Origin of the sequence: Marinobacter sp. R17 (genome assembly GCF_003789045.1) — a bacterium.
GTDB classification, from domain to species: domain Bacteria; phylum Pseudomonadota; class Gammaproteobacteria; order Pseudomonadales; family Oleiphilaceae; genus Marinobacter_A; species Marinobacter_A mangrovi.
Window position 1 is genome coordinate 1 of sequence record NZ_RHGZ01000008.1, and the last position, 22,952, is coordinate 22,952.

Consider the following 22,952-nt stretch of genomic DNA (forward strand, 5'->3'; position numbering starts at 1 on the left):
CCGCTGACGCCTCTGGACCTGCGTTGCCAACCCTGGATGTGGAACCACCACACCGGCGGGCTGGCGCCTTGGCCAGAGACGTCAGCGGTACGCAGTAGGTCAACGAATTAACCAGACGGGACACTAGAAGGTATGACCAATCAAATTTGATTCACTCTCAGCATTTCAATCTGCAGAGGTTGTCGCCCAGGCGTGAGCCAGTCAGCGGTATCGCAAGACATAGACCTAGTGCCCCTTAACAAAAGAACAAAAGTTCGTCGCCTGTCAGCGTGACAGTGCAGCGCCCTGGCAAGGCGCGCTGGCGAAGGTTTGGTGGTTCCAAATCAAGTCAGCGCAACGTAGCCAGGGCGCTGCACAGCCGCGCCCGGAGGGAGCCTCACATGCGACGAACTTTTGTTAAGGGACACTAGCAGCACGGGTCCACAAATGGTTTGCAGTGACCTGATGCTTCCTCAAACGGAAATATGCCAAAGATTGTTACGAGAAATCTCCTGGAAGCATTGATACAAATAGCTGATAACTAGTCGCCGGTAATCCGAGTAGTTTCGCTCTGCAAGATTTGGAGATCCAAACGCTCGACGTCAGAAATATGCCAGCGTGTCGAACCAGAGTTCAGCTTCTTCGACGAAGGGAATTTTTCCTCCCGGACCTATCGCCAATTGGTGTACCGAGGCATCCCGTAGTGATTTCCATCCTGTACGTCCGCCCAAAACATAATCTTCTCGCCTTGCAGATGTATTTAGGATTGACATGAGGGATATGTTGGGGACGCGCAACGCGGCTTGGGGCCGGCTAATTCCGGGTTTTCCGCAATTAACCCGGAGGGTAGGAAAAGATGAACCTTGAGGAATCGGTAGAGAGCTGAGTCGCCAGAAGTACCGGGTATTTAGGTCGAAATCACGACACGTGCTAAAGTGTTAATCGACGGAAACGATCAGATTGCGCTCGTGAGCCGACCGGTATGTGAGCGTGAGCTGATGGGACCAGTGAAACAACCAGGCTTTTAGGGTCTTGTACCCAAATTGTACCCGGCCAGATAAAACTTAGGAGATCTTCGAAAAGATGCCCTAAATTATTGAAATATGGTCGGGACGGCAGGATTTGAACCTGCGACCACCTGCACCCCATACAGGTGCGCTACCAGACTGCGCTACGCCCCGACACGGCAGGCTTTGAACAGTGAGTTCAATAGCTTAGCGGGAGCGAAGTCTACACCAGCTCCTGCCAAAAATAAACAGGAATTTTGCGAGAAAAAGGAGGTCCAGCGCCGACGCTGACCCGGGGTCAGGTCGGGCTGTTAAGGACGTCCAGGACTTCTTCCAGCTCGGCAATCATCTGGCGGATGAGCTGCTTGTACTGGGAGGTGTCGTCCTTGATTTCGTGGCTGCTCAGCTTTTGCTTGGCGCCACCGATGGTGTAGCCCTGATCGTAAAGCAGGCTACGAATCTGCCGGATGGTCAGGACGTCGGCGCGCTGGTAATAGCGACGATTGCCCCGCCGCTTCACCGGCGACAGTTGCGGGAATTCCTGTTCCCAGTAGCGTAGGACGTGAGCCTTGACGCTACACAGGTCCGCAACCTCACCGATGGTGAAGTAGCGTTTGCCAGGAATCGGCGGCAGCTCGTTGTTATGACTGGGTTCCAGCATACGCTTCTACTTTCTGTTTTAGTTTTTGTCCCGGGCGGAAGGTCACCACGCGCCGCGCACTGATGGGGATTTCCTCCCCGGTCTTCGGATTGCGCCCGGGACGCTCTTTCTTGTCCCGGAGGTCGAAGTTGCCAAACCCCGACAACTTGACCTGCTCGTTGTGACTCAGTGCGTCCCTGATTTCTCCGAAGAAGGCTTCCACCATCTCCTTGGCTTCGCGTTTGTTGAGCCCCAGCTCTTCGTAGAGGCGCTCCGCCATCTCCGCTTTCGTCAAAGCCGTCATTCCGATTAACTCCTCAGTGTTGCACCAAGTTCCGCCTTCAGCGCGTCGATCGCCGCACCGAACCAGGTCTGGATCTCGTCGTCATTCAGCGTCCGCTCCGGATGCTGCCAGAAGAGACTCAGGGCCAGGCTCTTGCGCCCTTCGCCGATGGCGTCACCCTCAAACACGTCAAACACCCGCGCGCCGGTCAGGAACTCACCCGCCTTCTCACGGGCAACGCGCTGAACTTCAGCGTACGTCACCTCATTCCCGATAATGATAGCCAAATCCCGCCGAACTTCCGGGAATTTTGAAAATTCTTTGAAATTAGGCACATATCCGGAAAGGATCGAATTCAAGAATAGCTCAAAGACGTAAATCGTGCCATCCAGGTCAAGCTTTTTCTGGACTTGCGGGTGCAAAGCTCCCAACCAGCCCACAAATTCACCGTTTTTATGGAGCTGGGCCGTCTGCCCTGGATGCAGCGCGCCATGCTCGCCAGCGCTGAATTCAACCGTGATACCCAGCAGCTCGAACAGCGCCTCGAGATCTCCCTTCACATCAAAGAAATCAACGCTCCGGCGGCCGTTGACCCAGCTTTCCGGGTTCTGGGCGCCGGTCACGACGCCGGCCAGCATCGGCACCTGTTCAATGCCCTCACCCTCGCGCACGAAACGCAGGCCGGTTTCAAACAGGCGGATGCGGGACTGCTGGCGGTTCTGGTTGTAAGCCACGGTTTTCAGGAGGCCCGGCCAGAGGCTGGTGCGCATCACGGGCATATCGCTGGAAATCGGGTTGGCCAGCTCAATGCCGGTATGATCGCCGTCGATCAGCGCCTGGACCTTGCTGTCCACGAAGCTGTAGGTCACCGCTTCCTGGTAGCCGCGGTCCACCAGCAGGGATCGTACGTGGCTGATCGGTCGCACCGCTTCCTGCTCTTCGCGCAGACCCAGGCTACCGACCGGCTCGGTCACCGGCAGGTTGTTGTAACCATAAATGCGGCCGACTTCCTCGATCAGGTCCTCTTCGATCGTGATGTCCGGGCGGTAGCTCGGCACGTGGACTTTCCACCCCTCGCGGGTCAGCTTGTCCACATGCAGGCCCAGGCGGGTCAGGATTTCCTCGATTTCGGTGCGGTCGATTTCCAGTCCCAGCACGTCCGTGACCCGTTGTTGACGCAACTCGATCACCGGGGATTTGGGCAGGTGCTGTTCGCTGTGTACTTCCACGATCTCGCCCGCTTCGCCGCCGACAATTTCCAGCAGCAGCGCGGTCGCACGCTCCATGGCATCGCGGGTCAGCTCCGGGTCGACGCCCCGCTCAAAGCGGTGAGAGGCATCGGTGTGCAAACCGAAATGACGCGCCTTGCCAGCAATGGAAATAGGATCGAAGAACGCCGCTTCCAGCACGAGGTCACGGGTCTTTTCGGCGACGCCGGAGTGTTCGCCGCCCATCACGCCGGCGATGGCGATGGGCTTCTCGTGATCGGCAATGACCAGCGTGCCCTCAACCAGTTCCACTTCCTGGCCGTCCAGCAGCACCAACTTCTCACCGGACCTGGCCCAGCGCACAATGATGCCGCCGTCGATTTCACTGCGATCAAACGCATGCATGGGCTGACCCAACTCCAGCATGACGTAGTTGGTGACGTCCACCGCCGCGTCGATGCTGCGGATTCCGGAGCGACGCAGGCGTTCACGCATCCACAAGGGCGTTTCGGCGCTCAGGTCGACGTTGCGGATGATCCGCCCCAGGTACCGGGGGCAACCTTCCGGCGCATCGATGCGGATGTCGACCACGTCCGAATGCACCGGCTCCACCGGGTTGATGTCGGGGCCTTCCACCAGCAGGCGGTTGAGCACACCGACTTCGCGAGCCAGGCCACGGATGGACAGGCAATCGCTGCGGTTCGGCGTCAGGTCCACGTCGATGGTGGCGTCGTCCAGGCCCAGGTAGTCGCGAATATTCTCGCCAGCCGGCGCTGAAGCCGGCAACTCCATCAGGCCGTCGTGGTTGTCGGAAAGGCCCAGCTCGGACTCGGAACACAGCATGCCGTTGGACGGCTGCCCACGCAGCTTGGCCTTCTTGATCTTGAAGTTGCCCGGCAGCACCGCGCCCACCTCGGCGAACGGCACTTTCATCCCCGGCCGGACGTTGGGTGCGCCACAGACCACCTGGACCGTTTCTGCACCGCCAGCGACCTGGCAGACGCGCAGCTTGTCCGCGTCCGGATGCGGCTCGACCGACAGCACTTCGCCCACGATGATACCGGTAAATTCGCCGGCGACGGATTCAAACTCGTCCACTTCCAGACCGGCCATGGTGATCTGATCAACCAGTGCCTGGGTGTCGATCTCCGGGTTCACCCACTCGCGCAGCCATTGTTCGCTAAATTTCATGTTCGTTGCCTTGTCCTGATCCGTTTATCCTGAAACCGTCAATGCCAGTGCTGTCGATCAGCGGAACTGGCGCAGGAAGCGCAGGTCGTTCTCGAAGAACATGCGCAGGTCGTTCACGCCGTAGCGCAACATGGCGAGTCGTTCGACGCCCATGCCGAAGGCAAACCCGCGGTAGGTTTCGGGATCAATGCCGCAGTATTCGAAGACCTTGGGGTGGACCATGCCGCAGCCCATGACTTCCAGCCACTTGATCGAGCCGTCGTCATTGCGGCCCCATTCAATGTCCACTTCAGCCGACGGCTCGGTGAAGGGGAAGTAGGACGGACGGAAGCGCACCGCCAGATCCTTTTCGAAGAACACCCGCAGGAACTCCTCCACGGTGCTCTTGAGGTCGGCAAAGCTGATGTTCTTGTCGACCACCAGGCCTTCCACCTGATGGAACATCGGCGTGTGGGTCATGTCCGAGTCACAGCGGTAGACCCGGCCCGGGCAGATCATGCGGAACGGCGGCTGGCCGTCTTCCATGGTGCGGATCTGGACCGGTGACGTGTGGGTCCGCAGCAGGGTGCCCGGATTGAAGTAAAAGGTGTCGTGCATGGCACGGGCCGGGTGATGGCCGGGAATGTTGAGGGCCTCGAAGTTGTGGTAGTCGTCTTCGATTTCCGGGCCCTCTTCCACGGTGTAACCGGCGCGGGAGAAGAACTGCTCCATGCGCTGGATGGTTCGCGTCACCGGATGCAGACCGCCACGACTCTGGCCTCGACCGGGCAGGGTCACGTCGATCGATTCCGCCGCCAGTTTGGCGTCCAGGGCCGCATTTTCCAGTTCGGCGCGACGCGCGTTGATGGCGTCCTGCACTTCGCCCTTGGCCTGGTTAATCTTCTGCCCCGCGGCCGGCCGCTCTTCGGCGGACAACTGACCCAGCGACTTGAGCTGCTGTGTCAGCACACCCTTCTTGCCCAGATAATCAACACGCACCTGATCCAGCGCCTGCAGGTCCGTCGCCTGCTCTACCGCTTTCAGGCCGTCCTGTACGAGTTGCTCCAGGTTTTCCATTGACCCTGCTCCAAATATGCATTGTGTTCTTTGCGGGTGAGAACCCCTGAAAAATGACCGGCGCCGTGGCTGATCCTTTTTCAGAGATTCCCCGGACGTTCCCGGGCGCACCATTCTACAGGCCCCGGAACAAAAAAGGGGGAAGAGCATGCTCTTCCCCCTACTTCGGAATGCCCCGAGAGGCACTCAATCCGATATGCAATCGATGAAAGAGCTTACGCGAGCGCAGCCTTGGCTTTTTCAACGACGGCACTAAACGCCTGTTGCTCGTTCATCGCCAGGTCGGCCAGGACCTTACGATCGATTTCAACATTCGCCTTTTTCAGACCAGCGATCAGACGGCTGTAAGACAGGCCGTTGGCGCGGGCACCCGCATTGATACGGGCAATCCACAGCGCACGGAACTGACGCTTACGGTTGCGACGGTCACGATAGGCGTACTGACCTGCCTTGATGACCGCCTGTTTGGCAACACGATAGACGCGGCTCCGGGCACCGTAGTAACCCTTCGCCTGCTTCATGATCTTCTTGTGACGACGACGTGCGACGACACCACGCTTTACACGAGCCATATTTCAATCCTTCTCTTTACTGAACCAGAAATTAAAGCGCGGTCATGCGCTTGATGGATGCAATGTCAGCCTTGGCAATTTGCTTGGTGCCGCGCAGCTGACGCTTCCGCTTCGGGCTCTTCTTGGTCAGGATATGACTTGTGAAGGACTGCTTATGCTTGAAGCCTTTGGCAGTCCGCTTGAACCGCTTGGTGGCCCCGCTCTTGGTTTTCATCTTGGGCATTTTATAAAACTCCGCATTTTATGATTTCAATAAATAATGAGTCCTGAACGACAAATCCCCCGCACTGTGACGGGGGACAGGCGATCAAACAGGGCTCACTTTTTCTTTCGGGGGGCAACAACCATCGTCATTTGCCGGCCTTCCATCTTCGGCCGTTGCTCTACCTGGGCAAGCTCCTCGATGTCGGCTTCCACACGATTCATGAGCTGCATACCAATTTCCTGGTGTGCCATCTCACGACCGCGGAAACGAATCGTGATCTTGCCCCGGTCCCCGTTCTCAAGGAAACGTACCAGGTTGCGTAGCTTGACCTGATAATCCCCTTCTTCCGTGCCAGGCCGGAACTTGACTTCTTTTACCTGGACCTGCTTCTGCTTTTTCTTCGCAGCAGCTTTGGCCTTCTTCTCTTCGAAGACCTTCTTGCCGTAGTCCATGATCTTACAGACGACCGGATCGGAATTCGTAACCTGAACCAGATCCAGAGAAGCTTCTTCTGCGGCCTTCAGTGCGTCCTCGATGGAGACAATGCCCACCTGCTCACCGTCCGCCGCAATGAGACGTACTTCTGTGGCTTCGATATTCCCGTTGATGGGCGCTTTAGGAGCCCGTCCCCGATTCGTTCGCTGTTTAATAATCAGTTCTCCGTTTGATTTCTGCCTTTGCGGGACACGTCTTCGGCCAACAGGGCCTGGAAGGCGTCCAGCGACATCGTACCCAGGTCATCGCCCTTGCGATTACGCACGGCAACGGCGCCGGCCTCGACCTCTTTATCACCCACTACGGCGAGGTAGGGTACTTTATTGAGCGTGTGCTCGCGAATTTTAAAGCCGATTTTTTCGTTTCTCAAGTCGGCGTGGGCGCGATAACCGGAATTTTCAAGGGCTTTCGCAATTTTTTCGCAATATTCACGCTGATTATCGGTGATATTCATGATGGCGACCTGGGTCGGCGCCAGCCACGTGGGGAAGGCCCCCTCGTAATCCTCAATCAGGATACCGATAAAGCGCTCGAACGAGCCCAGTACGGCCCGGTGCAGCATCACCGGCGTGCGCCGCTCGGAATTGTCGGCCACATACTGCGCGCCCAGACGGCCCGGCATGGAGAAGTCCACCTGCACGGTACCGCACTGCCAGACCCGGCCGATGCAATCCTTCAGGGAGTATTCGATCTTCGGCCCGTAGAAAGCGCCCTCACCCGGCAGCAGTTCCCACTCGACGCCTTCGCGATTCAGCGCTTCTTCCAGCGCAGCTTCGGCCTTGTCCCAGATTTCGTCGGAACCCACACGCTTTTCCGGGCGGGTGGAGAGTTTATACAAAATCTCGGTAAAGCCGAAATCGGTATAAACCTCATGCAGCAGGTCCATGAACTTGGACACTTCCTCCTGGATGGCCTCTTCTTCACAGAAGATGTGGGCGTCGTCCTGGGTAAACCCACGTACCCGCATCAGGCCGTGCAGCGCGCCGGAGGCTTCGTTACGGTGACAGGAGCCGAACTCGGCCAGACGCAGTGGCAGATCCTTGTAGCTCTTCAAACCCTGGTTGAAGACCTGGATGTGGCACGGGCAGTTCATCGGCTTGATGGCGAAGTCGTGCTTCTCGGACTCGGTGGTGAACATGTCGTCACCGAACTTGTCCCAGTGGCCGGATTGTTCCCACAGGGTGCGAGAGACCACCTGCGGCGTTTTGATCTCCTGGTAACCGTGCTGACGCAGTTTGTCGCGCATGTACTGTTCGATCTGCTGATAGACCGTCCAGCCGTCCGGATGCCAGAACACCATGCCGGGCGCTTCTTCCTGCATGTGGAACAGGTCCAGCTTCTTGCCGATCTTGCGGTGGTCCCGCTTCTCGGCTTCTTCCAGGCGGTGCAGATAGGCCTTGAGGTCTTTCTTGTTACCCCAGGCGGTGCCGTAAATCCGCTGCAGCTGCTCATTGCCGGTGTCGCCACGCCAGTAGGCGCCCGCGACCTTGGTCAGCTTGAACGCCTTGAGCTTGCCGGTGTTCGGTACGTGCGGGCCACGACACAGGTCGATGAACTCGCCCTGCTGATAGAAAGAGAGATCCTCGTCACCCGGAATGTCCTGGATGATGCGGACCTTGTACTCCTCGCCCATCTCGTCGAACAGCTTGACCGCTTCATCGCGCGAGAGCACGGAACGGGAAACCGCGAAGTCCTGCTTCGCCAGCTCTTCCATCCGCTTTTCAATCCGCGCCAGATCTTCGTTGGTGAACGGACGGTCAAACTTGAAGTCGTAATAGAAGCCGTTGTCGATGACCGGACCAATGGTCACCTGCGCCGAAGGGAACAGATCTTTCACCGCCATGGCCAGCAGGTGGGCGGTCGAGTGGCGGATGATGTCGACGCCATCCTCGTCCCGATCGGTGATGATCGCCAGTTCGACGTCCTCATCGATTGCGTAGCTGGTATCCACCAGTTTGCCATTCACACGACCGGCCAGGGCGGCTTTGGCGAGGCCAGCACCGATATCGGCGGCCACATCGTGAACGGTAACAGACTGGGAAAAACTGCGGTGACTGCCGTCGGGCAGCGTAATAACGGGCATGACAAGCTCCTATCAGCGGTGATCCTTACGAGAGACCACATGGTATTTGGGAATCGCGCCACGAATCGCGATTCTTTCAGGCGCGGGATTTTAACAGCGTATCGCGGCGACTGTCATGCAAAAGCATTACAGGCGGGGCACAATGTGAACGGCGTGCCTCCAAGCTTTAAAGGATCAGGACATCGACCCAATGAAAGTCATTGCGTTTCACAACATAAAAGGCGGCGTCGGCAAGACCGCCGCAGCGGTCAACGTCGCCTATCTGGCGGCCCGCGACGGCGTCCCCACCCTGCTTTGGGACCTGGATGCCCAGGGCGCCGCCAGCTGGTATCTGGGCGACACCCCGGATCTGACCGGCGAAAAGGCCGCCCGGCTGGTTAAAGGCAAAACACCCATCGGCAAGATGATCAACGCCACCGCCTACCCAAAGCTGGACCTGATTCCCGCTCACCCCAGCTTTCGCAATCTGGATTTGCGACTGGAACAGGAGGGCCAGAAACAGGCGCTGCGAGATTGGCTGGCGCCGCTGTCGGAAGACTACGCCCTGATCGTCCTGGATTGCCCGCCTTCGTTGTCCCGACTCGCTGAACAAGTATTACAGACGTCAGATGCGGTGTTCGTTCCGACCATTCCATCCTGGCTGTCGATCAACAGCTGGGACCAACTGGTTGCGTTTGCCGAAGACAAAAAGGTCAAAACGGGCAAGCTGCACCCTTTCCTGTCCATGGTCGACCGGCGCAAGCGCATTCACCAGACCCTGCTGGACAAATCCAAGGGCGGACTGAAACGCCGGATGAGGGCGTTCATTCCCTACGCCAGCGATGTGGAACGGATGGGCGAACAACGCTGCCCGGTCTCGATCACCCGGCCGCGGTCACCGGCGGCACTCGCCTACGAATTGCTCTGGAAGGAAATCCGCAAGCTGATCAAGCGTTGAATCACCGCCCACAAAAAAGCCCCGCGACCTTTCGGATCACGGGGCTTTTGATCGGTCCGACGGTCAGACCGTAGCGACCTCGCCTTCTTCCCGGTTTCGTCGCCGGATCTGCAGGAAGGCGATCAGCGCCAGCAAGACAAGCGCCGGAATGAACATGAGTTCCTTCGGCGGTCGCTCCAGCCTCGCCTGCACCGCATCGATGGTCCAGTCGAAGGACAGGCCCGCATCCTCAGCCGGACTGCCGAAGGTTACGAAGTCCACCGCCATGCGGTCACCGTCGCGGCGCACTTCCAGACCCGCCTGCTGCAGACGGTCTTCCGGAGTGTCCCCGGCCGGCAACGGCAGGTTCAGGAACGTGGACTTCTCCTCGCCTTCGATCGACATGCCGGAGGCCTTGAGGATCATGTCCTCCCCGGGTGGCACTTCGCTGATGTGATCCATGATCTCGGTCCCCGGGCGCAACTCGGTCGGCGGATAGACCATGTCCCACCAGAAGCCCGGACGGAACAGTGTGAACGTGATCAGCAGCAGCGCCAGGGTCTCCCAGATACGGCTGCGGGTAAACCAGAAGCCCTGGGTGGCGGCAGAGAACACCAGCATCGCGGTTATCGCGCTCGCTACAGTCACCAGAAGATCAAACCAGCCCGTAAGTCCGATCAGCAACAATTGCGTGTTGAAGATGAACATGAACGGCAGGATGGCCGTACGAATATCGTAGGTGAACCCCTGCACACCGGTCTTTATCGGATCGGCCCCGGATATCGCCGCCGCGGCGTAGGCCGCAAGCCCCACCGGCGGCGTATCGTCCGCAAGAATCCCGAAGTAGAACACAAACAGGTGAACGGCGATCAGCGGTACGATCAGGCCATTCGCTGCACCCAGGGTAACGATGACCGGCGCCATCAGCGTTGAGACCACGATGTAGTTGGCCGTCGTAGGCAAGCCCATGCCCAGGATCAGGCTGATCACCGCCGTAAAGATCAGCATCAGCAGCAGGTTGCCGCCGGAGATGAATTCCACGAATTCGGTCATCACCAGACCGATCCCGGTCAGGGTCACGGTACCGACCACAATACCGGCCGTGGCTGTGGCCACACCGATACCGACCATGTTACGACCGCCGGTCGCCAGCGAATGCAGGAGATCGACCCAACCGTCCTTGAACGCCGTCATCATGCTGCCGGAGTGCTTGCGGAAAAAGTGCTGCAGCGGGCGCTGGGTAACGACGATGAAGATCATGAACAACGTCGCCCAGAACGCCGACAACTGGGGGGACAGGCGATCGACCGTCAGGCACCAGACCAGAACCACCACCGGCAACAGATAGTACAGCCCCGTCTTGACCGTCGGTCCGACGGGCGGCAGCTCAACCGCCGGTTCGTTCGGATCATCCTCTTCCAGCGGCGGGAAGCGGCAGGAATAGGCCAGCAGCGCGATGTAGGCGATCACCAGCAACACCGCCAGGATCCAGGAAGCGGCCTCACCGAAGACCCCTTTCATCCAGCCGACGCCGTAATAGGTGGCCAGGGTCACGACACACAGCCCGATCAGCAGCACGACCCACGTCAGCATCCGCTGCGCAAGCGACGGACGATCGGTGCGCTCGATGCCGTGCATCTTCAGCTTGCAGGCCTCCAGGTGCACGATGTAGATCAGTGCAATGTAGGAGATCAGCGCCGGCAGGATCGCGTGCTTGATCACTTCCAGGTAGGAAATACCAACGTACTCCACCATCAGGAAGGCGGCCGCCCCCATCACCGGGGGCGTCAGCTGACCATTGGTCGAGGCCGCCACTTCAACGGCGCCCGCCTTGCTGGCCGGGAAACCGACACGCTTCATCAAGGGAATGGTAAAGGTGCCGGTCGTCACCACGTTAGCGATGGAAGAACCGGAGATAATACCGCTCAGGCCACTGGAGACCACGGCTGCTTTGGCCGGGCCGCCACGCATGTGCCCCAGCAAGGCGTAGGACACCTTGATGAAGTAGTTACCAGCCCCGGCCTTTTCCAGCAACGCGCCAAACAGCACGAACAGGAAGACGAAACTGGTGGAGACGCCCAGGGCGACGCCAAAGACACCTTCGGTCCCGAGCCACTGGTGCGAAGCCAGTTTTTCCAGGCTGGCGCCCTTGTGGGAAATCACGTCCGGCATATAGGGGCCGGCCAGCGAGTAGAAGATAAAAACCGCGGCAACCACCATCAGCGGCAGCCCCAGGGCCCGCCGGGTGGCTTCCAGCAGCAGGATCATGCCGCCGATGGCGACGATCATATCCTGCATGTTGGGCGCACCAGGGCGCGACGCCAGCTGATCGTAGAACAGGTAGATGTAGGACGCCGCGAACGCGGCCAGCACCGCCAGTACCCAGTCGTAGACCGGTACGTGGTTGAGCGTGCGCCCCTTGATCATGGGGAACGCTGAAAACGCGAGGAAGATGGCGAATGCCAGGTGAATCGAACGGGCTTCCGTGGAATTGAAAATACCCGTGTTAAAGATGAACGGCAGCGGGGATGCTATCCACAGCTGGAAAAGTGCCCAGACCACAGGCACCAGAAAAAGAATCATACCCGGAATGCCGGTGGCTGCCCTGCCGCCGGTTTCCGTTTGCATCACCGCTTCGGTATCAGAGAGCTGCATGCCCTTCTCAGCCTTGGATGACGTGTCTTTTTGGTTCGCCATTGATACGACCTTTCAGGAGGGATTGACCAAAAACGGCTGCCCCCAACCGGGGCAGCCGTGATCCAACCGATAAGTTCGAACGCGACAATGGAAGCTGGCGAGCCTCCATCACCGGTCTTACTCCATCAGGCCAACTTCTTTGTAGTACTTGACCGCACCCGGGTGCAGCGGAGCACTCAGGGCGTCATGAACCATTTCCTCTTTCTTCAAGTTTTCAAACGCCGGGTGCAGACGCTTGAAGCTGTCGAAGTTCTCGAAGACCGCCTTCACGATCTGGTAGACCACGTCGTCCGGAACGTCGGCGGTGGTGACGAAGGTCGCTGCCACACCGAACGTGGTGGTGTCGTCCGGGTTACCGCGATACATACCGCCCGGGATGGTGGCGACACGGTAGTACGGATTTTCCTCAACCAGCTTCTTGGTGGCATCGTTCTGGACGTTGACCAGAACGCTGTCACAGGACGTGGTGGCTTCCTTGATGGCGCCGGACGGGTGACCCACGGTGTAGAAGAAAGCATCGATCTTGTTGTCGCACAGTGCCTGTGACTGCTCGGCGGCCTTCAGCTCGGCGGCCAGGGAGAAGGCGCTCATGTCCCAACCCATCTCGTTCATCAGCACTTCGGCCGTGGCACGCTGACCGGAACCCGGGTTACCGACGCTGACGCGCTTGCCCTTGAGGTCAGAGAAGTTCTTTACGCCAGAATCCTTGCGGGCGACGACAGTGAACGGCTCGGGATGCAGGGAAAAGACCGCACGCAGCTTCTTGAAAGGACCGTCATCCTTGAAGTCACTGGTGCCGTTGTAGGCGTGGTACTGCCAGTCGGACTGGGCCACCGCCAGGTCGAGTTCACCCGCGCGCAGCGCGTTCAGGTTGTAGATGGAGCCACCGGTACTTTCAACCGAGCAGCGAATGCCGTGCTCCTTGCGATCCTTGTTGACCAGGCGACAGATTGCACCACCTGCCGGATAGTAAACCCCGGTGACGCCGCCGGTGCCGATGGTGACGAACTGCTGTTCCGCCGCCGAAACCGACCCGGATGCCGCACCGAGACTCACAGCGGTAGCCAGCGCGAAAGTGGATAGTTTGTGTCGAAGTGCCATTATCGTCATTCCCTTCTTTTTTAGTTTATGTCACTCGTTTTCCGGGACGGCCGGGGCCACCCCACCCTCTTACTTTCATTCTAGAACATAGAACAAGAGTCCTACGAAATAAAGCCGACCATTGTAGCTAAATGCATGAGCCAAAAACAAAAAAAGCCCGCATTTGCGGGCTTTTTGAGTAGCGGCCTAACCGCTTATTTGGCACTGCGTGCCTTGGCGACCATCTTGTCCGGACGCAGGAGGAAACGCGCCAGTGCCGGCAGCAGCCAGATGGAGCCGACCATGTTCCAGATGAACATGAAGAACAGCAGCAGCCCCATATCCGCCTGGAACTTGATGGGCGAGAAGATCCAGGTCACCACACCCAGGCCCAGCGTCACGCCGGTGAAGATAACGGCCTTACCGGTGGAGCGCAGGGTCTCGTAGTAGGCTTCCTGCAGCGTCTTGCCTTCCAGCAGGTATTTCTCCAGCTTGGTGTAGATGTAGATGCCGTAGTCGACACCGATCCCCACACCCAGCGCGATCACCGGCAGGGTCGCGACCTTGATGCCGATACCGGTGGCCGCCATGATCGCCTCACACAGGACCGACGTCAGGCCCAGCGGGATGATGATACACAGCACGGCCCGGATCGACCGGAACGTCAGGAAGCACAGCAAACTCACCACGCCGTAGACGAACATCAGCATCAGGTTCTTGGCCTTGGAGATGACCTCGTTGGTGGCCGCCTCCACACCAGCGTTACCGGCCGCCAGCTTGAAGTTATGCACCTCGTTGCTGTTGTCCGCGGCGAACTTCTCGACCTCGTCCACCACCGTACGCAAGGTTTCCGCCTTGTGATCCTCCAGGAACACCAGCACCGGCGTCAGACTGCAGTCGGTGTTGATCAGGCCACTCGGCGCCTCACGGATGGACGCGTTGATGATGGTCTGGTTGCGGGAGATCTCGTACCACTTCCAGTTGCCCTCATTCAACGCCTTGGTCACGATCTTGGAAACGTCCGCCAGCGACACGGAAGACTGCACGCCCGGCGTGTTCTGCAGGTCCCACTGCAGACGGTCCATGGCGCTGAGCACCTCGTACTGGGTGCACTGCTCCTTCTGGGTTTCCACCATCACCACCAGAATGTCGGCACTGGTGGAGTAGTTGTCGATGATGTACTTGTTATCCACGTTGTAGCGGGAGTCGGCGCGCAACTCCGGCGCGCCCTGATCCAGGTCACCGACCTTCAGGTCCTGCTTGTAGTAGAAGCCAAGCCCCAGACCCAGCAGGGCAATCAGCAGCGAGATCGGCGCCACCCCCGGATGGGAGAAGTAGGACATGATCCGCCACTTGCGGTCTTCCTTCTCGCCGTGGTGCTGGACGTGATTGACGCCACGCTTGGTAATGCCCACGTAGGACATGATCAGCGGGTGCAGGACCAGGTTGGTGACGATGATGATCGCCACACCGATACCGGCCGCCACGGCCAGATCGCGGATAACGTCCACCTCGATGAACAGCAGCGTCAGGAAGCCAAAGGCGTCGGAAACCAGGGCCAGCATGCCCGGGATGTACAGCGAGCGGAACGCCAGTCGCGCCGAAGTCAGCGGATCAAAGCCTTTGGCCGCTTCGAACGCCATGGCGTTGACCACCTGAACCCCGTGACTGATACCTATCGCGAATACCAGGAACGGCACCAGGACCGAATACGGATCCAGCCCGTAGCCCAGCAGGCGCAGGATGCCGAGCTGCCAGAACACCGCGACAATCGACGCGAATACCGGCACCAGCGTGCCTGCGATGCAGCGGGAGTACCAGAACAGCAACAGCGTGGTCAGCACGATGGTGATACCGGCGAACCAGGCGATGGAGCCGATACCCTCGATCAGGTCACCCACTTTCTTGGCGAAGCCGACGATATGGATGTCGATGTTCGGGTTCTGCTTCTCGTACTTCTGGCGCACCTTTTCTTCGAGCTGCTTGGAGAACTCGGCGTAGTCCAGCGCTTCGCCGGTTTCCGGGTTCTTCTCGTACAGCGGGGCGTACACAATGGTGGACTTGAAGTTGTCAGACACCAGACGGCCGACTTCGCTGGAGCGCAGGATATTCTGGCGCAGCTGCTCAAGACTATCGCGGGAGCCGTCATAGCTTTCCGGAATGACGGTACCGCCCTGGAAGCCCTGCTCGGTCACCTCGACCCAGCGAACGTTCGGCGTCCACAGTGACTTCAGACCGGAACGGTCCACGCCGGGCAGGAAGAACACCTCGTCGGTGATCTGCTTGAGCGTGTCCATGTAATCCTTGGTGAAGATATCGCCGTCCTTGGCTTCCACGGCGATCCGCACGAAGTTACCCAGGTTCTCCAGGTCATCCCGGTGTTCCATCATATTGACGATGTAGGGATGCTCCAGCGGGATCATGCGCTCGAAGCTGGCGTCCGGCTGGATCTTGACGGCGTTATAGCCCAGGAAAATGGTCAGCAACAGGAACGCGATCAGGATGATCACCCGGTTGTTGAAGATCAGGCGCTCCAGAAACGGCTCCGCCTTGGGCGACGTGAAGTAATGCTCGCCTTTGTCGTGTTTGGGGTTGGACATTCAATGACCCTCTTCGGAATTCTTGTCGTGCTTATGGAGTTGGCGGATCAGGGATTCTTACCGTTGATGTCGGTGTGCTTGACGCCACCTTCACCGAACAGCACCAGCTCCTCGTCAGAGACCGGCAATACAGACATCACGCCCTGACGGTCCGACCTGAAGTAGGTCCGGAAACTCTCTGCGTTGTTGGAACTCACCAGTACCGTGCCACCGTTGCCCACCAGCGTGATCCGGCCGTCTTTGGCCACCGCGCCGTTGTTCAGCGTATTCGGCGAATCGTTGGGTACCGTCGTCCAGCTGCGGCCCAGATCCGTTGACATGAAGACGTGGCCACGCAGTCCAAAAGCGAGGATCTCATTGACGTCACCGGTTCCCGTTACCCCAAAGAAGGAACCCGTGTAGGGACTCTCCACCTTCTCCCAGGTATCGCCCCGGTCGGTGGACAGGAAAATCGTGCCGGCTTCGCCGACAATCACCAGGGCGCCACCCGTAACTTCGGTGATGCCGTTGAGGTGGAAACGGTCCGGATTCGGGACGTGGGCCGACCAGTCGCGCCAGGTCTGGCCACCGTCGTCGGTACGGAAAATGAAACCGTAAGAGCCCACCGCAAAGCCGGTGTTGTCGTTGGCAAACCAGACGTCGAGCAGCGGCTTCCAGGGACCGACCTCTTTGTCGGCCTGGGCGTCCTCAAGACCGAACTGCATGCCTTCCAGGGTCCACTGCAGGTCGTCTTTCTGGTCGTCCGGTGCGTTTTCGACCTTCTGCTCCAGCTTGGCAATCTGTTCCTTCATGGTTGCGATCACCAGATCCGCCGCCCGACTGCCGTCCAGCTGCTTCTCCCAGGTTTCGCCGCCGTCACTGCTGTGCAGGATGACCGCACCGTGACCGACCGCCCACCCCTGCTTGGGCGTCGGGAAGCTGACACCGGTCAGGGTCGTCGATACGGGGACCTTGCCCTGCTGCCAGGTCTGGCCCTGGTCGTCGGAATAGATGATGTGCCCCCGCTCGCCTACGGCCACCATGCGATCTCCCGCATAGGTGCTGTCGGTCAGCAGACTTTCGTCAGCCAGCGACGTCGGCCGGGCGGGCGTCTCAAGAACATCACTGACTGCCGCTGCCCAGGGACTGGCCAGTGCCAGCGACAGCCCCAGCAACGCTGCAAATGCCTTGCGCTTGAAAGGTGTAGCCATTCAGATTGCCTTTATTCTGAGTTGTTTAGTGTCTGTCGTGCCGTCCGGATGCTATCCGGAAACGGGCAGATACCGTTTGTCCGGCACCCGCCCGCATCGTGCTTTGCTCCCGGTTCGCCGGGTTATTGTGTTCTCTCCCGGTCAGCGAACGCTGCGACGACGCAGGGATGCCGGCGAGAAGTAACGCTTGTTGGGCACTTCGTCGGTGAAGACCCGGGTATTCGGTTCTTCGGTGTCCAGGCCCTGGACGTTGTAGCGACGCGCCTGCAGATCATTGAAGACCTCCAGGGTCGACCAGACGCCCGGCAGCTCGTAGAAATTCTTGACGATGGCCATGCTCACCCGCCACAGCTGGTCACGGCTGTCGTACTGATCCACCAGCAGCGTGTTCCAGCTGTCTTCGTCCACATAGAAACGACGCTTGGAGTAGATGTGGCGCTCGCCCTTTCTCAGCGTAGCCAAAACCACGTGAACGCGATGCAATTCCCAGCGGGTCAGATCCATATTGATGTGGGAGACGCCCAGGATCTTGCTGTAGGGCACGCCTTTCTGCGCGATCTTGTAGTTGTTGTAGGGCACGTAGATCTCGCGCTCGCCCTCATAGGTCCAGTTGTAACGGTCCAGGGCGCCGTTGAAGATGTCGGTATCGTCCGCGGTGCGCAGGTTGTCGGCAGCGGCGATCGGCGAGTCGTAGCCCAGGTTCGGCGCCCGGCGTACGCGGCGCTGACCGGCGTTGTAACCCCAGCCGTTACGCGGGTTCTTGATCTGGTTCAGGGTCTCGTGGACCAGGATGGCGCCACCGGCCAGACGCGGCGGGGATTCGGTGAACGACAGGTAGTAGAACAGGATGTTGTCCAGCGTGGACTCATCGCCTTCCGGATTGTAGAAGTTGAAGAAGGCTTCCTGCTGGGAACGGATCAGGGTGTAGTCGCCGTTCTGCTGCACGGCCACCTCGTTGGCGCGACGCGTCAGGTTGATGCCGCGCCAGCGGGTCAGGTGGTTCCACATGACCTGGTAGGCTTTCTGCTCGTTGTCGCCGCTCAGGATCGGAAAGGGGTAGCCGCCATAGGCGCCCTTGATACCGGCCCCTTCGCCCACGATGGTGGCGGAGGTGGCGTTTTCCTTGGTGTTCTTGGCCACCCAGTCCGGAATCGCGTGGCTGCGACGGGTCCGGTACACCGGGATATGAAAGGTGGTCGGGTAGGTTTCGATCATGGCGATCACGCCATCGCTCAGGTGATCGCGATACTCGTCGAGATTCTTGGCGTTGATGGTGAACAGGACCTTGTCATCCGGGAATGGATCCGGATGGAAGTCACCGCTTTCCTTGTAGCCGGAGCCTGCAGGCGGCTTGGTGATACCGCCGGTCCACGCCGGAATCGTGCCGGAGGCATTGCCCGCCACCGGAGAGCCAAACGGGGTCAGATCCTGTCCCAGACGCGCAGCTTCGGCAGCAGAAACCGCGGCACTCGCCTGGCCGGAGATCATGGAAAACGCAAGCACACTGCCCAACAGCCATTTCTTGTTATGGATCATTGTTCGGACCTTTCATGTGTCTAAAAGCCGAATGGCTTTTGTTTTTTATAGTGTTTCCGGTCGGTTCGAGCCGGACCGGTGGCGCCATTCAGCATGGCATCTTGTTCTTCAACCGCGCCGGCGAACCGCCGTCACGGGGGCGGGATTCCCCTCGCACCGGGAATCCACCTGCAAGAATCGAAGGTTAGCGTATATGCCGTCAAAATCCATCAACCGAAAGTGCGATTTTGTAGCGTTGTGCAACGACAAATGGGGTATTGGCGGAGCGCTATTTGCTCGCCAGGAAGGCTGAAGGGAAGGCGCACCCCGGACCAGGACGCGGCCCGGGGTGTGGGGAGAGGACGGTCAGTCCTTGAGGGACTTGTGGACCACCTCGTACACGTCTTTGGAGAGGTCCGGCTTGGCCTGGATCTGCTCCAGGGCCGCCCGCATGCCCTCGCGATACACCTCGCCGTAGTTGCGCCAGCGCGTGAGCGGCGCCACCAGGCGGGCGGCGATTTGCGGGTTGGAGCTGTCCAGGGACAGGATATGCTTCGCCAGGAAGCGATAGCCGGAGCCATCCTCGGCGTGGAAGTTGGCGAGATTCTGACCGGCAAAGGCGCCAATCACCGAACGGATCTTGTTGGGATTCTTCCAGTCGAACGCCGGGTGCTCGAGAAGAGCCTCCACCGCCGACAGCGTCCCGGCCCGCGGGCTGCCGGCCTGGATGGAGAACCACTGCTCAACCACCTGAGGGTCGTTGCTGAAACGATCGTAGAACGCATCCAGCGCCTGGGTACGGTCGGCTTCGAAGTCGGAGTTCACCAGCGAACGCAGCGCCCCGGACTGATCGGTCATATTAGTGGCCGAATCGAACTGCTTGAGCGCCATCTGGCGCGCCTCTTCATCATTGATGTGCAGCAGCCAGCTCAGCGCCGTGTTCTTCAGGGAGCGACGGGCAATGGCCTCTGGCGTCGGCTCGTAGGCACCGTCTTCACGGTTGCGCAGGTAACAGGCCATCAGCTCTCCCTGCAGCTCCAGCGCCAGCTGGTTCAGGACACGGGTGCGTGCGCTGTGGATCGCCTGGACATCCGCCACGTCGGCCAGCTCGATCAGGTAAGCCTCGCTGGGCAGCTGCAGCATCTTGGCCACCAGGGCCTGATCCAGCTCGGTGTCCGACAGCAACTGACGGAAGGCGGTGACCAGCCGCGGATCCACGGTCTGTTCCTGGGGCTGGCCCACCATCGACTGGATGACGTCGACCGCAAGCCGCTGACCGGCGTCCCAGCGGTTGAAGCCGTCGCTGTCGTGGCTCATCAGGAACAACAGCTGATCACGGCTCCACGGGTAACGCACTTTCACCGGCGCCGAGAAGCCGCGCAGCAATGACGGCACCGGACGTTCGGCCACGTCGTGGAAGACAAACGTCTGCTCGGATTCGGTCAGATCCAGAATCCGCTGGGTCGGCGCCTCGGCATCGTCCGCACCCAGCTTGAGCGGCAGATCGGAGCCATGCTCTCCGATCAGGCCGATGGCAAACGGGATGTGCTGCGGTTTTTTCTCAGACTGCCCCGGGGTTGGCGGAACCTTCTGGCTCAGGGTCAGCGTGTAGGTTTTGGCCTGCTCGTCGTAATGGTCGGTCACATCCACCACCGGCGTGCCGGCCTGCTGGTACCACAGGCGGAACTGGCCCAGGTCGCGGCCACTGGCCTCTTCCATCGCCTTGACGAAATCGTCGGTGGTCACCGCCTGGCCGTCGTGACGCTGGAAGTAGAGGTCACTGCCCTTGCGGAAGTCTTCCTCACCCAGCAGCGTATGGATCATGCGCACCACTTCGGCGCCCTTCTCATACACAGTCAGCGTGTAGAAGTTGGAAATCTCGATGTAGGAATCCGGCCGTACCGGATGGGCCATGGGGCCGGAGTCTTCGGCAAACTGGGCGGTGCGCAGCAGGGTGGCGTCTTCGATCCGCTTGACCGTAGGGGAGCCCATGTCCGCCGAGAACTGGGAGTCCCGGAACACCGTGAAGCCTTCCTTGAGGCTCAACTGAAACCAGTCACGACAGGTGACCCGGTTACCGGACCAGTTGTGGAAGTACTCGTGCGCGACGATGGCTTCGATGCGCTGGAACGCCATGTCGGTAGCGGTATCCGGCGTGGCCAGGACGCACGAGGAGTTGAAGATATTGAGGCCCTTATTCTCCATGGCGCCCATATTGAAGTCATCGACGGCGACGATCATGAAGATGTCCAGGTCGTACTCGCGGCCGTAGATCTGCTCGTCCCAACGCATGGAACGTTTGAGAGAATCCAGCGCGTGGTCGCACTTGGCGGCGTTACGCGGCTCCACATACATGCGCAGGTCGATCTCGCGGCCGGACTGGGTAGTAAAGGTGTCTTTCTTTTCCGTCAGGTCACCGGCGACCAGCGCGAACAGGTAGCAAGGCTTGGGAAATGGGTCTTCCCAGGTGACGAAGTGACGACCGTCTTCCAGTTCGCCGCGATCCACGTCGTTGCCGTTGGACAGGAGAATCGGGTAGCGCGCCTTGTCGGCCTCGACCCGGGTCCGGAAACGCGCCATCACGTCCGGGCGATCCGGGAAATAGGTGATCCAGCGGAACCCCTCGGCCTCGCACTGGGTGCAGAACATGCCGGACGATTTGTAGAGCCCTTCCAGCCGGGTGTTGTCCTGCGGCAGGATCCAGGTCACCACGCCCAGGGTGAAGGCATCCGACACCTTCTCGACCCGCAGACCGCCGGAGGTCACCTCGAAATCGGACGGTGCCAGCGGCAGGCCGTTGAGCGTCAGACCTTCCAGTTCCAGACCTTCGCCATCCAGCTCCAGTGGCTGCCCGGGATCCGCCTCAGGATTGCGCCGTATCTCCATCGAGTTGTAGACGCGGGCCCCTTCCTCGAACAGTTCGAAACGCAGGTCGACATGGTCCACCAGATACGGCGGCACCTTGTAATCCTTCAGGTAAATGGTCCGTGGCTGACTGGTTCGCATGGTACTTTCTCCGATTTGGCGATCCCGGTTCGGGCCGGGAACAGGCGCCCCGTCGCCGGAGCACCCAACTTCAGTTTGAAAACAGGTCCGGCGTTTGCGGAGTCTCGTCAAACACCTGCAGACGCACACTGTACGCGGTGAATTTGCGAATGTTGATCACGCCGCTGTCGAGAATCAGGTACTGCCCCTTGATGCCTTCCAGGCGCCCGCCCACCGACGGGGTCTTGTCCAGGTTGTGGGTCTTGATCCGGGCGGGCCACACCTCGACCGGATAAGCCAGGTCGAGCGCCTCGTCCGATACCGGCCTGATCGCATCCTGGCCGTGCGTGTCGCGCAACTCATCCAGCGACGCTTCGATTTTCTCCAGCATGCGCGCACGCTCTTCCACCAGGTCGAGTGCCGGCACATCGCCCTTGAGCATGGCCCGCCAATTGGTGCGATCGGCCACGTAAGCCTTGCAGACCACCTCCACCAGTCCCGACAACTGGCGTGTCGCCACTTCCAGCATGGGAATGGCGGCGACGGCGCCCTGATCGATCCAGCGGGTCGGTACCTGGGACTTGCGGGTGATGCCCACTTTCAGGCCCGATGAATTGGCCAGATAGACGATGTGGGGCACCATGCAGTGGGTTTCGCCCCACTCCGGCTCCCGGCAGGTACCCTCATGGTAATGGCATTTTTCCGGGCTGACGATGCAGCTGTCGCAGGCCGCCAGCTTCCGGAAGCAGGGATAGCAGAACCCCTGGTTGAAACTCTTCTTCGTCAGGCGATCGCAGTGAATACAGCGGATCTCCCCGTCGAAATCGATCTGGATGTCCCGGCCGATCAGGTCGTTCAGCGGCACCAGGGTCTCACCGACTTTCATCCGGTAGTGCACTGGCGGTCCGGGTTCGACCGGCATCTTGCGCAACGGTCCCTGGACATCAACAACAGCGGACGACATAGACTGCGGCCTCAATTCAGGATGCGAATGGGCGTCGTATCGTCAGCGGGCGTTGAATCCCGCAGTTCCTTGCGCTCGCGGTCGATGTAACCCACCCGTTCGTTCTCGGGGATGTTGTGCTCGTTCTCGTAGTAGATCACGGCCTCCATGCAGATCTGGCGCTGATCCTCGGAAACCGGACGACCGTCCGGCCATTTACCCAGCTCGACAGCGCGGCGCAGACTCTTGTAAACGGTGGGATCCAGCCGTTTGATCAGTTCATCGTAAGTCATCTTCTCCCCTTCGA

16 protein-coding genes, 1 tRNA gene and 2 pseudogenes are annotated in these 22,952 nt (G+C 59.6%); 1 reads left to right on the top strand and 18 read right to left on the bottom strand.

Translation table 11 applies throughout. The features are described 5' to 3' along the window. Positions 1-1,083: 1,083 nt before the first annotated feature. The 10 genes and pseudogenes from EB809_RS07685 to EB809_RS21275 all read right to left on the bottom strand — a co-directional run. Positions 1,084-1,160 (bottom strand) — tRNA-Pro (locus tag EB809_RS07685). A 124-nt stretch (positions 1,161-1,284) separates the two neighbouring features. Further along, a complete protein-coding gene (locus EB809_RS07690; RefSeq protein WP_123634238.1) occupies positions 1,285-1,647 on the bottom strand; it encodes a MerR family transcriptional regulator in 363 nt (120 codons plus the stop codon). Then, a complete protein-coding gene (gene ihfA, locus EB809_RS07695) occupies positions 1,628-1,930 on the bottom strand; it encodes an integration host factor subunit alpha (protein WP_004578706.1) in 303 nt (100 codons plus the stop codon). Before ihfA ends, EB809_RS07690 begins: the two co-directional genes overlap by 20 nt. 5 nt (positions 1,931-1,935) lie before the next feature. Next, the gene (pheT, locus tag EB809_RS07700; protein ID WP_123634239.1) at positions 1,936-4,308 is read right to left on the bottom strand and encodes a phenylalanine--tRNA ligase subunit beta; all 2,373 of its coding nucleotides are present in this window, start codon (positions 4,306-4,308) and stop codon (positions 1,936-1,938) included. Between the two features lie 57 nt (positions 4,309-4,365). Continuing rightward, the gene (gene pheS / locus EB809_RS07705; RefSeq protein WP_123634240.1) at positions 4,366-5,364 is read right to left on the bottom strand and encodes a phenylalanine--tRNA ligase subunit alpha; all 999 of its coding nucleotides are present in this window, start codon (positions 5,362-5,364) and stop codon (positions 4,366-4,368) included. A 215-nt stretch (positions 5,365-5,579) separates the two neighbouring features. After that, entirely contained in the window at positions 5,580-5,936 is a 357-nt protein-coding gene (gene rplT, locus EB809_RS07710; RefSeq protein WP_111497796.1) for a 50S ribosomal protein L20, read from the bottom strand. Between the two features lie 31 nt (positions 5,937-5,967). Then, the gene (gene rpmI, locus EB809_RS07715; protein WP_123634241.1) at positions 5,968-6,159 is read right to left on the bottom strand and encodes a 50S ribosomal protein L35; all 192 of its coding nucleotides are present in this window, start codon (positions 6,157-6,159) and stop codon (positions 5,968-5,970) included. 95 nt (positions 6,160-6,254) lie between these two features. Beyond that, on the bottom strand, positions 6,255-6,797 hold the full coding sequence (infC, locus tag EB809_RS07720; protein WP_123634242.1) for a translation initiation factor IF-3: 543 nt from the start codon (positions 6,795-6,797) through the stop codon (positions 6,255-6,257). A gap of 23 nt (positions 6,798-6,820) precedes the next feature. Further along, positions 6,821-8,569: pseudogene (gene thrS, locus EB809_RS07725) on the bottom strand (threonine--tRNA ligase); the annotation flags it as partial. Then, positions 8,549-8,719 (bottom strand): annotated as a pseudogene (locus EB809_RS21275) (TGS domain-containing protein); the annotation flags it as partial. The pseudogenes thrS and EB809_RS21275, both read right to left, overlap by 21 nt. A 190-nt stretch (positions 8,720-8,909) precedes the next feature. On the opposite strand from EB809_RS21275, the gene EB809_RS07730 reads away from it, so the two are divergent. Beyond that, positions 8,910-9,656, top strand: coding sequence for a ParA family protein (locus EB809_RS07730; RefSeq protein WP_123634244.1), 747 nt, complete (start codon positions 8,910-8,912; stop codon positions 9,654-9,656). Positions 9,657-9,719: 63 nt separating this feature from the next. Here the strand turns inward: EB809_RS07730 and EB809_RS07735 are convergent, their stop codons facing one another. The 8 genes from EB809_RS07735 to EB809_RS07770 form a co-directional block, all read right to left on the bottom strand. After that, positions 9,720-12,290: a TRAP transporter permease gene (locus EB809_RS07735; RefSeq protein WP_411711062.1), complete on the bottom strand. Its 2,571-nt coding sequence runs from the start codon at positions 12,288-12,290 to the stop codon at positions 9,720-9,722. 159 nt (positions 12,291-12,449) lie between these two features. Beyond that, positions 12,450-13,433, bottom strand: coding sequence for a TAXI family TRAP transporter solute-binding subunit (locus tag EB809_RS07740; protein ID WP_123634246.1), 984 nt, complete (start codon positions 13,431-13,433; stop codon positions 12,450-12,452). Between the two features lie 194 nt (positions 13,434-13,627). Then, positions 13,628-16,012 (bottom strand): efflux RND transporter permease subunit, encoded by a 2,385-nt coding sequence (locus EB809_RS07745; protein WP_123634247.1) that lies wholly within the window; start codon positions 16,010-16,012, stop codon positions 13,628-13,630. Between the two features lie 47 nt (positions 16,013-16,059). Beyond that, positions 16,060-17,202: a WD40/YVTN/BNR-like repeat-containing protein gene (locus EB809_RS07750; protein ID WP_123634248.1), complete on the bottom strand. Its 1,143-nt coding sequence runs from the start codon at positions 17,200-17,202 to the stop codon at positions 16,060-16,062. 141 nt (positions 17,203-17,343) lie between these two features. After that, positions 17,344-18,738, bottom strand: coding sequence for a DUF1329 domain-containing protein (locus EB809_RS07755; protein WP_123634249.1), 1,395 nt, complete (start codon positions 18,736-18,738; stop codon positions 17,344-17,346). Positions 18,739-19,083: 345 nt separating this feature from the next. Further along, positions 19,084-21,723: an aminopeptidase N gene (pepN, locus tag EB809_RS07760; protein WP_123634250.1), complete on the bottom strand. Its 2,640-nt coding sequence runs from the start codon at positions 21,721-21,723 to the stop codon at positions 19,084-19,086. 70 nt (positions 21,724-21,793) lie between these two features. Then, positions 21,794-22,666: a DUF2797 domain-containing protein gene (locus EB809_RS07765; RefSeq protein ID WP_123634251.1), complete on the bottom strand. Its 873-nt coding sequence runs from the start codon at positions 22,664-22,666 to the stop codon at positions 21,794-21,796. An 11-nt stretch (positions 22,667-22,677) separates the two neighbouring features. Then, the gene (locus EB809_RS07770; RefSeq protein ID WP_123634252.1) at positions 22,678-22,938 is read right to left on the bottom strand and encodes a YeaC family protein; all 261 of its coding nucleotides are present in this window, start codon (positions 22,936-22,938) and stop codon (positions 22,678-22,680) included. Between the last annotated feature and the right edge of the window lie 14 nt (positions 22,939-22,952).

Bases quoted from the DNA above. Each gene is read 5' to 3' on its own strand.
- EB809_RS07745 (WP_123634247.1), bottom strand. From the start codon at position 16,012: ATGTCCAACCCCAAACACGACAAAGGCGAGCATTACTTCACGTCGCCC.
- EB809_RS07765 (WP_123634251.1), bottom strand. From the start codon at position 22,666: ATGTCGTCCGCTGTTGTTGATGTCCAGGGACCGTTGCGCAAGATGCCG.
- pheT (WP_123634239.1), bottom strand. From the start codon at position 4,308: ATGAAATTTAGCGAACAATGGCTGCGCGAGTGGGTGAACCCGGAGATC.
- ihfA (WP_004578706.1), bottom strand. From the start codon at position 1,930: ATGACGGCTTTGACGAAAGCGGAGATGGCGGAGCGCCTCTACGAAGAG.
- EB809_RS07755 (WP_123634249.1), bottom strand. From the start codon at position 18,738: ATGATCCATAACAAGAAATGGCTGTTGGGCAGTGTGCTTGCGTTTTCC.
- rpmI (WP_123634241.1), bottom strand. From the start codon at position 6,159: ATGCCCAAGATGAAAACCAAGAGCGGGGCCACCAAGCGGTTCAAGCGG.
- EB809_RS07770 (WP_123634252.1), bottom strand. From the start codon at position 22,938: ATGACTTACGATGAACTGATCAAACGGCTGGATCCCACCGTTTACAAG.
- pheS (WP_123634240.1), bottom strand. From the start codon at position 5,364: ATGGAAAACCTGGAGCAACTCGTACAGGACGGCCTGAAAGCGGTAGAG.
- EB809_RS07690 (WP_123634238.1), bottom strand. From the start codon at position 1,647: ATGCTGGAACCCAGTCATAACAACGAGCTGCCGCCGATTCCTGGCAAA.
- EB809_RS07730 (WP_123634244.1), top strand. From the start codon at position 8,910: ATGAAAGTCATTGCGTTTCACAACATAAAAGGCGGCGTCGGCAAGACC.
- pepN (WP_123634250.1), bottom strand. From the start codon at position 21,723: ATGCGAACCAGTCAGCCACGGACCATTTACCTGAAGGATTACAAGGTG.
- rplT (WP_111497796.1), bottom strand. From the start codon at position 5,936: ATGGCTCGTGTAAAGCGTGGTGTCGTCGCACGTCGTCGTCACAAGAAG.
- EB809_RS07750 (WP_123634248.1), bottom strand. From the start codon at position 17,202: ATGGCTACACCTTTCAAGCGCAAGGCATTTGCAGCGTTGCTGGGGCTG.
- EB809_RS07740 (WP_123634246.1), bottom strand. From the start codon at position 13,433: ATGGCACTTCGACACAAACTATCCACTTTCGCGCTGGCTACCGCTGTG.
- EB809_RS07735 (WP_411711062.1), bottom strand. From the start codon at position 12,290: ATGCAGCTCTCTGATACCGAAGCGGTGATGCAAACGGAAACCGGCGGC.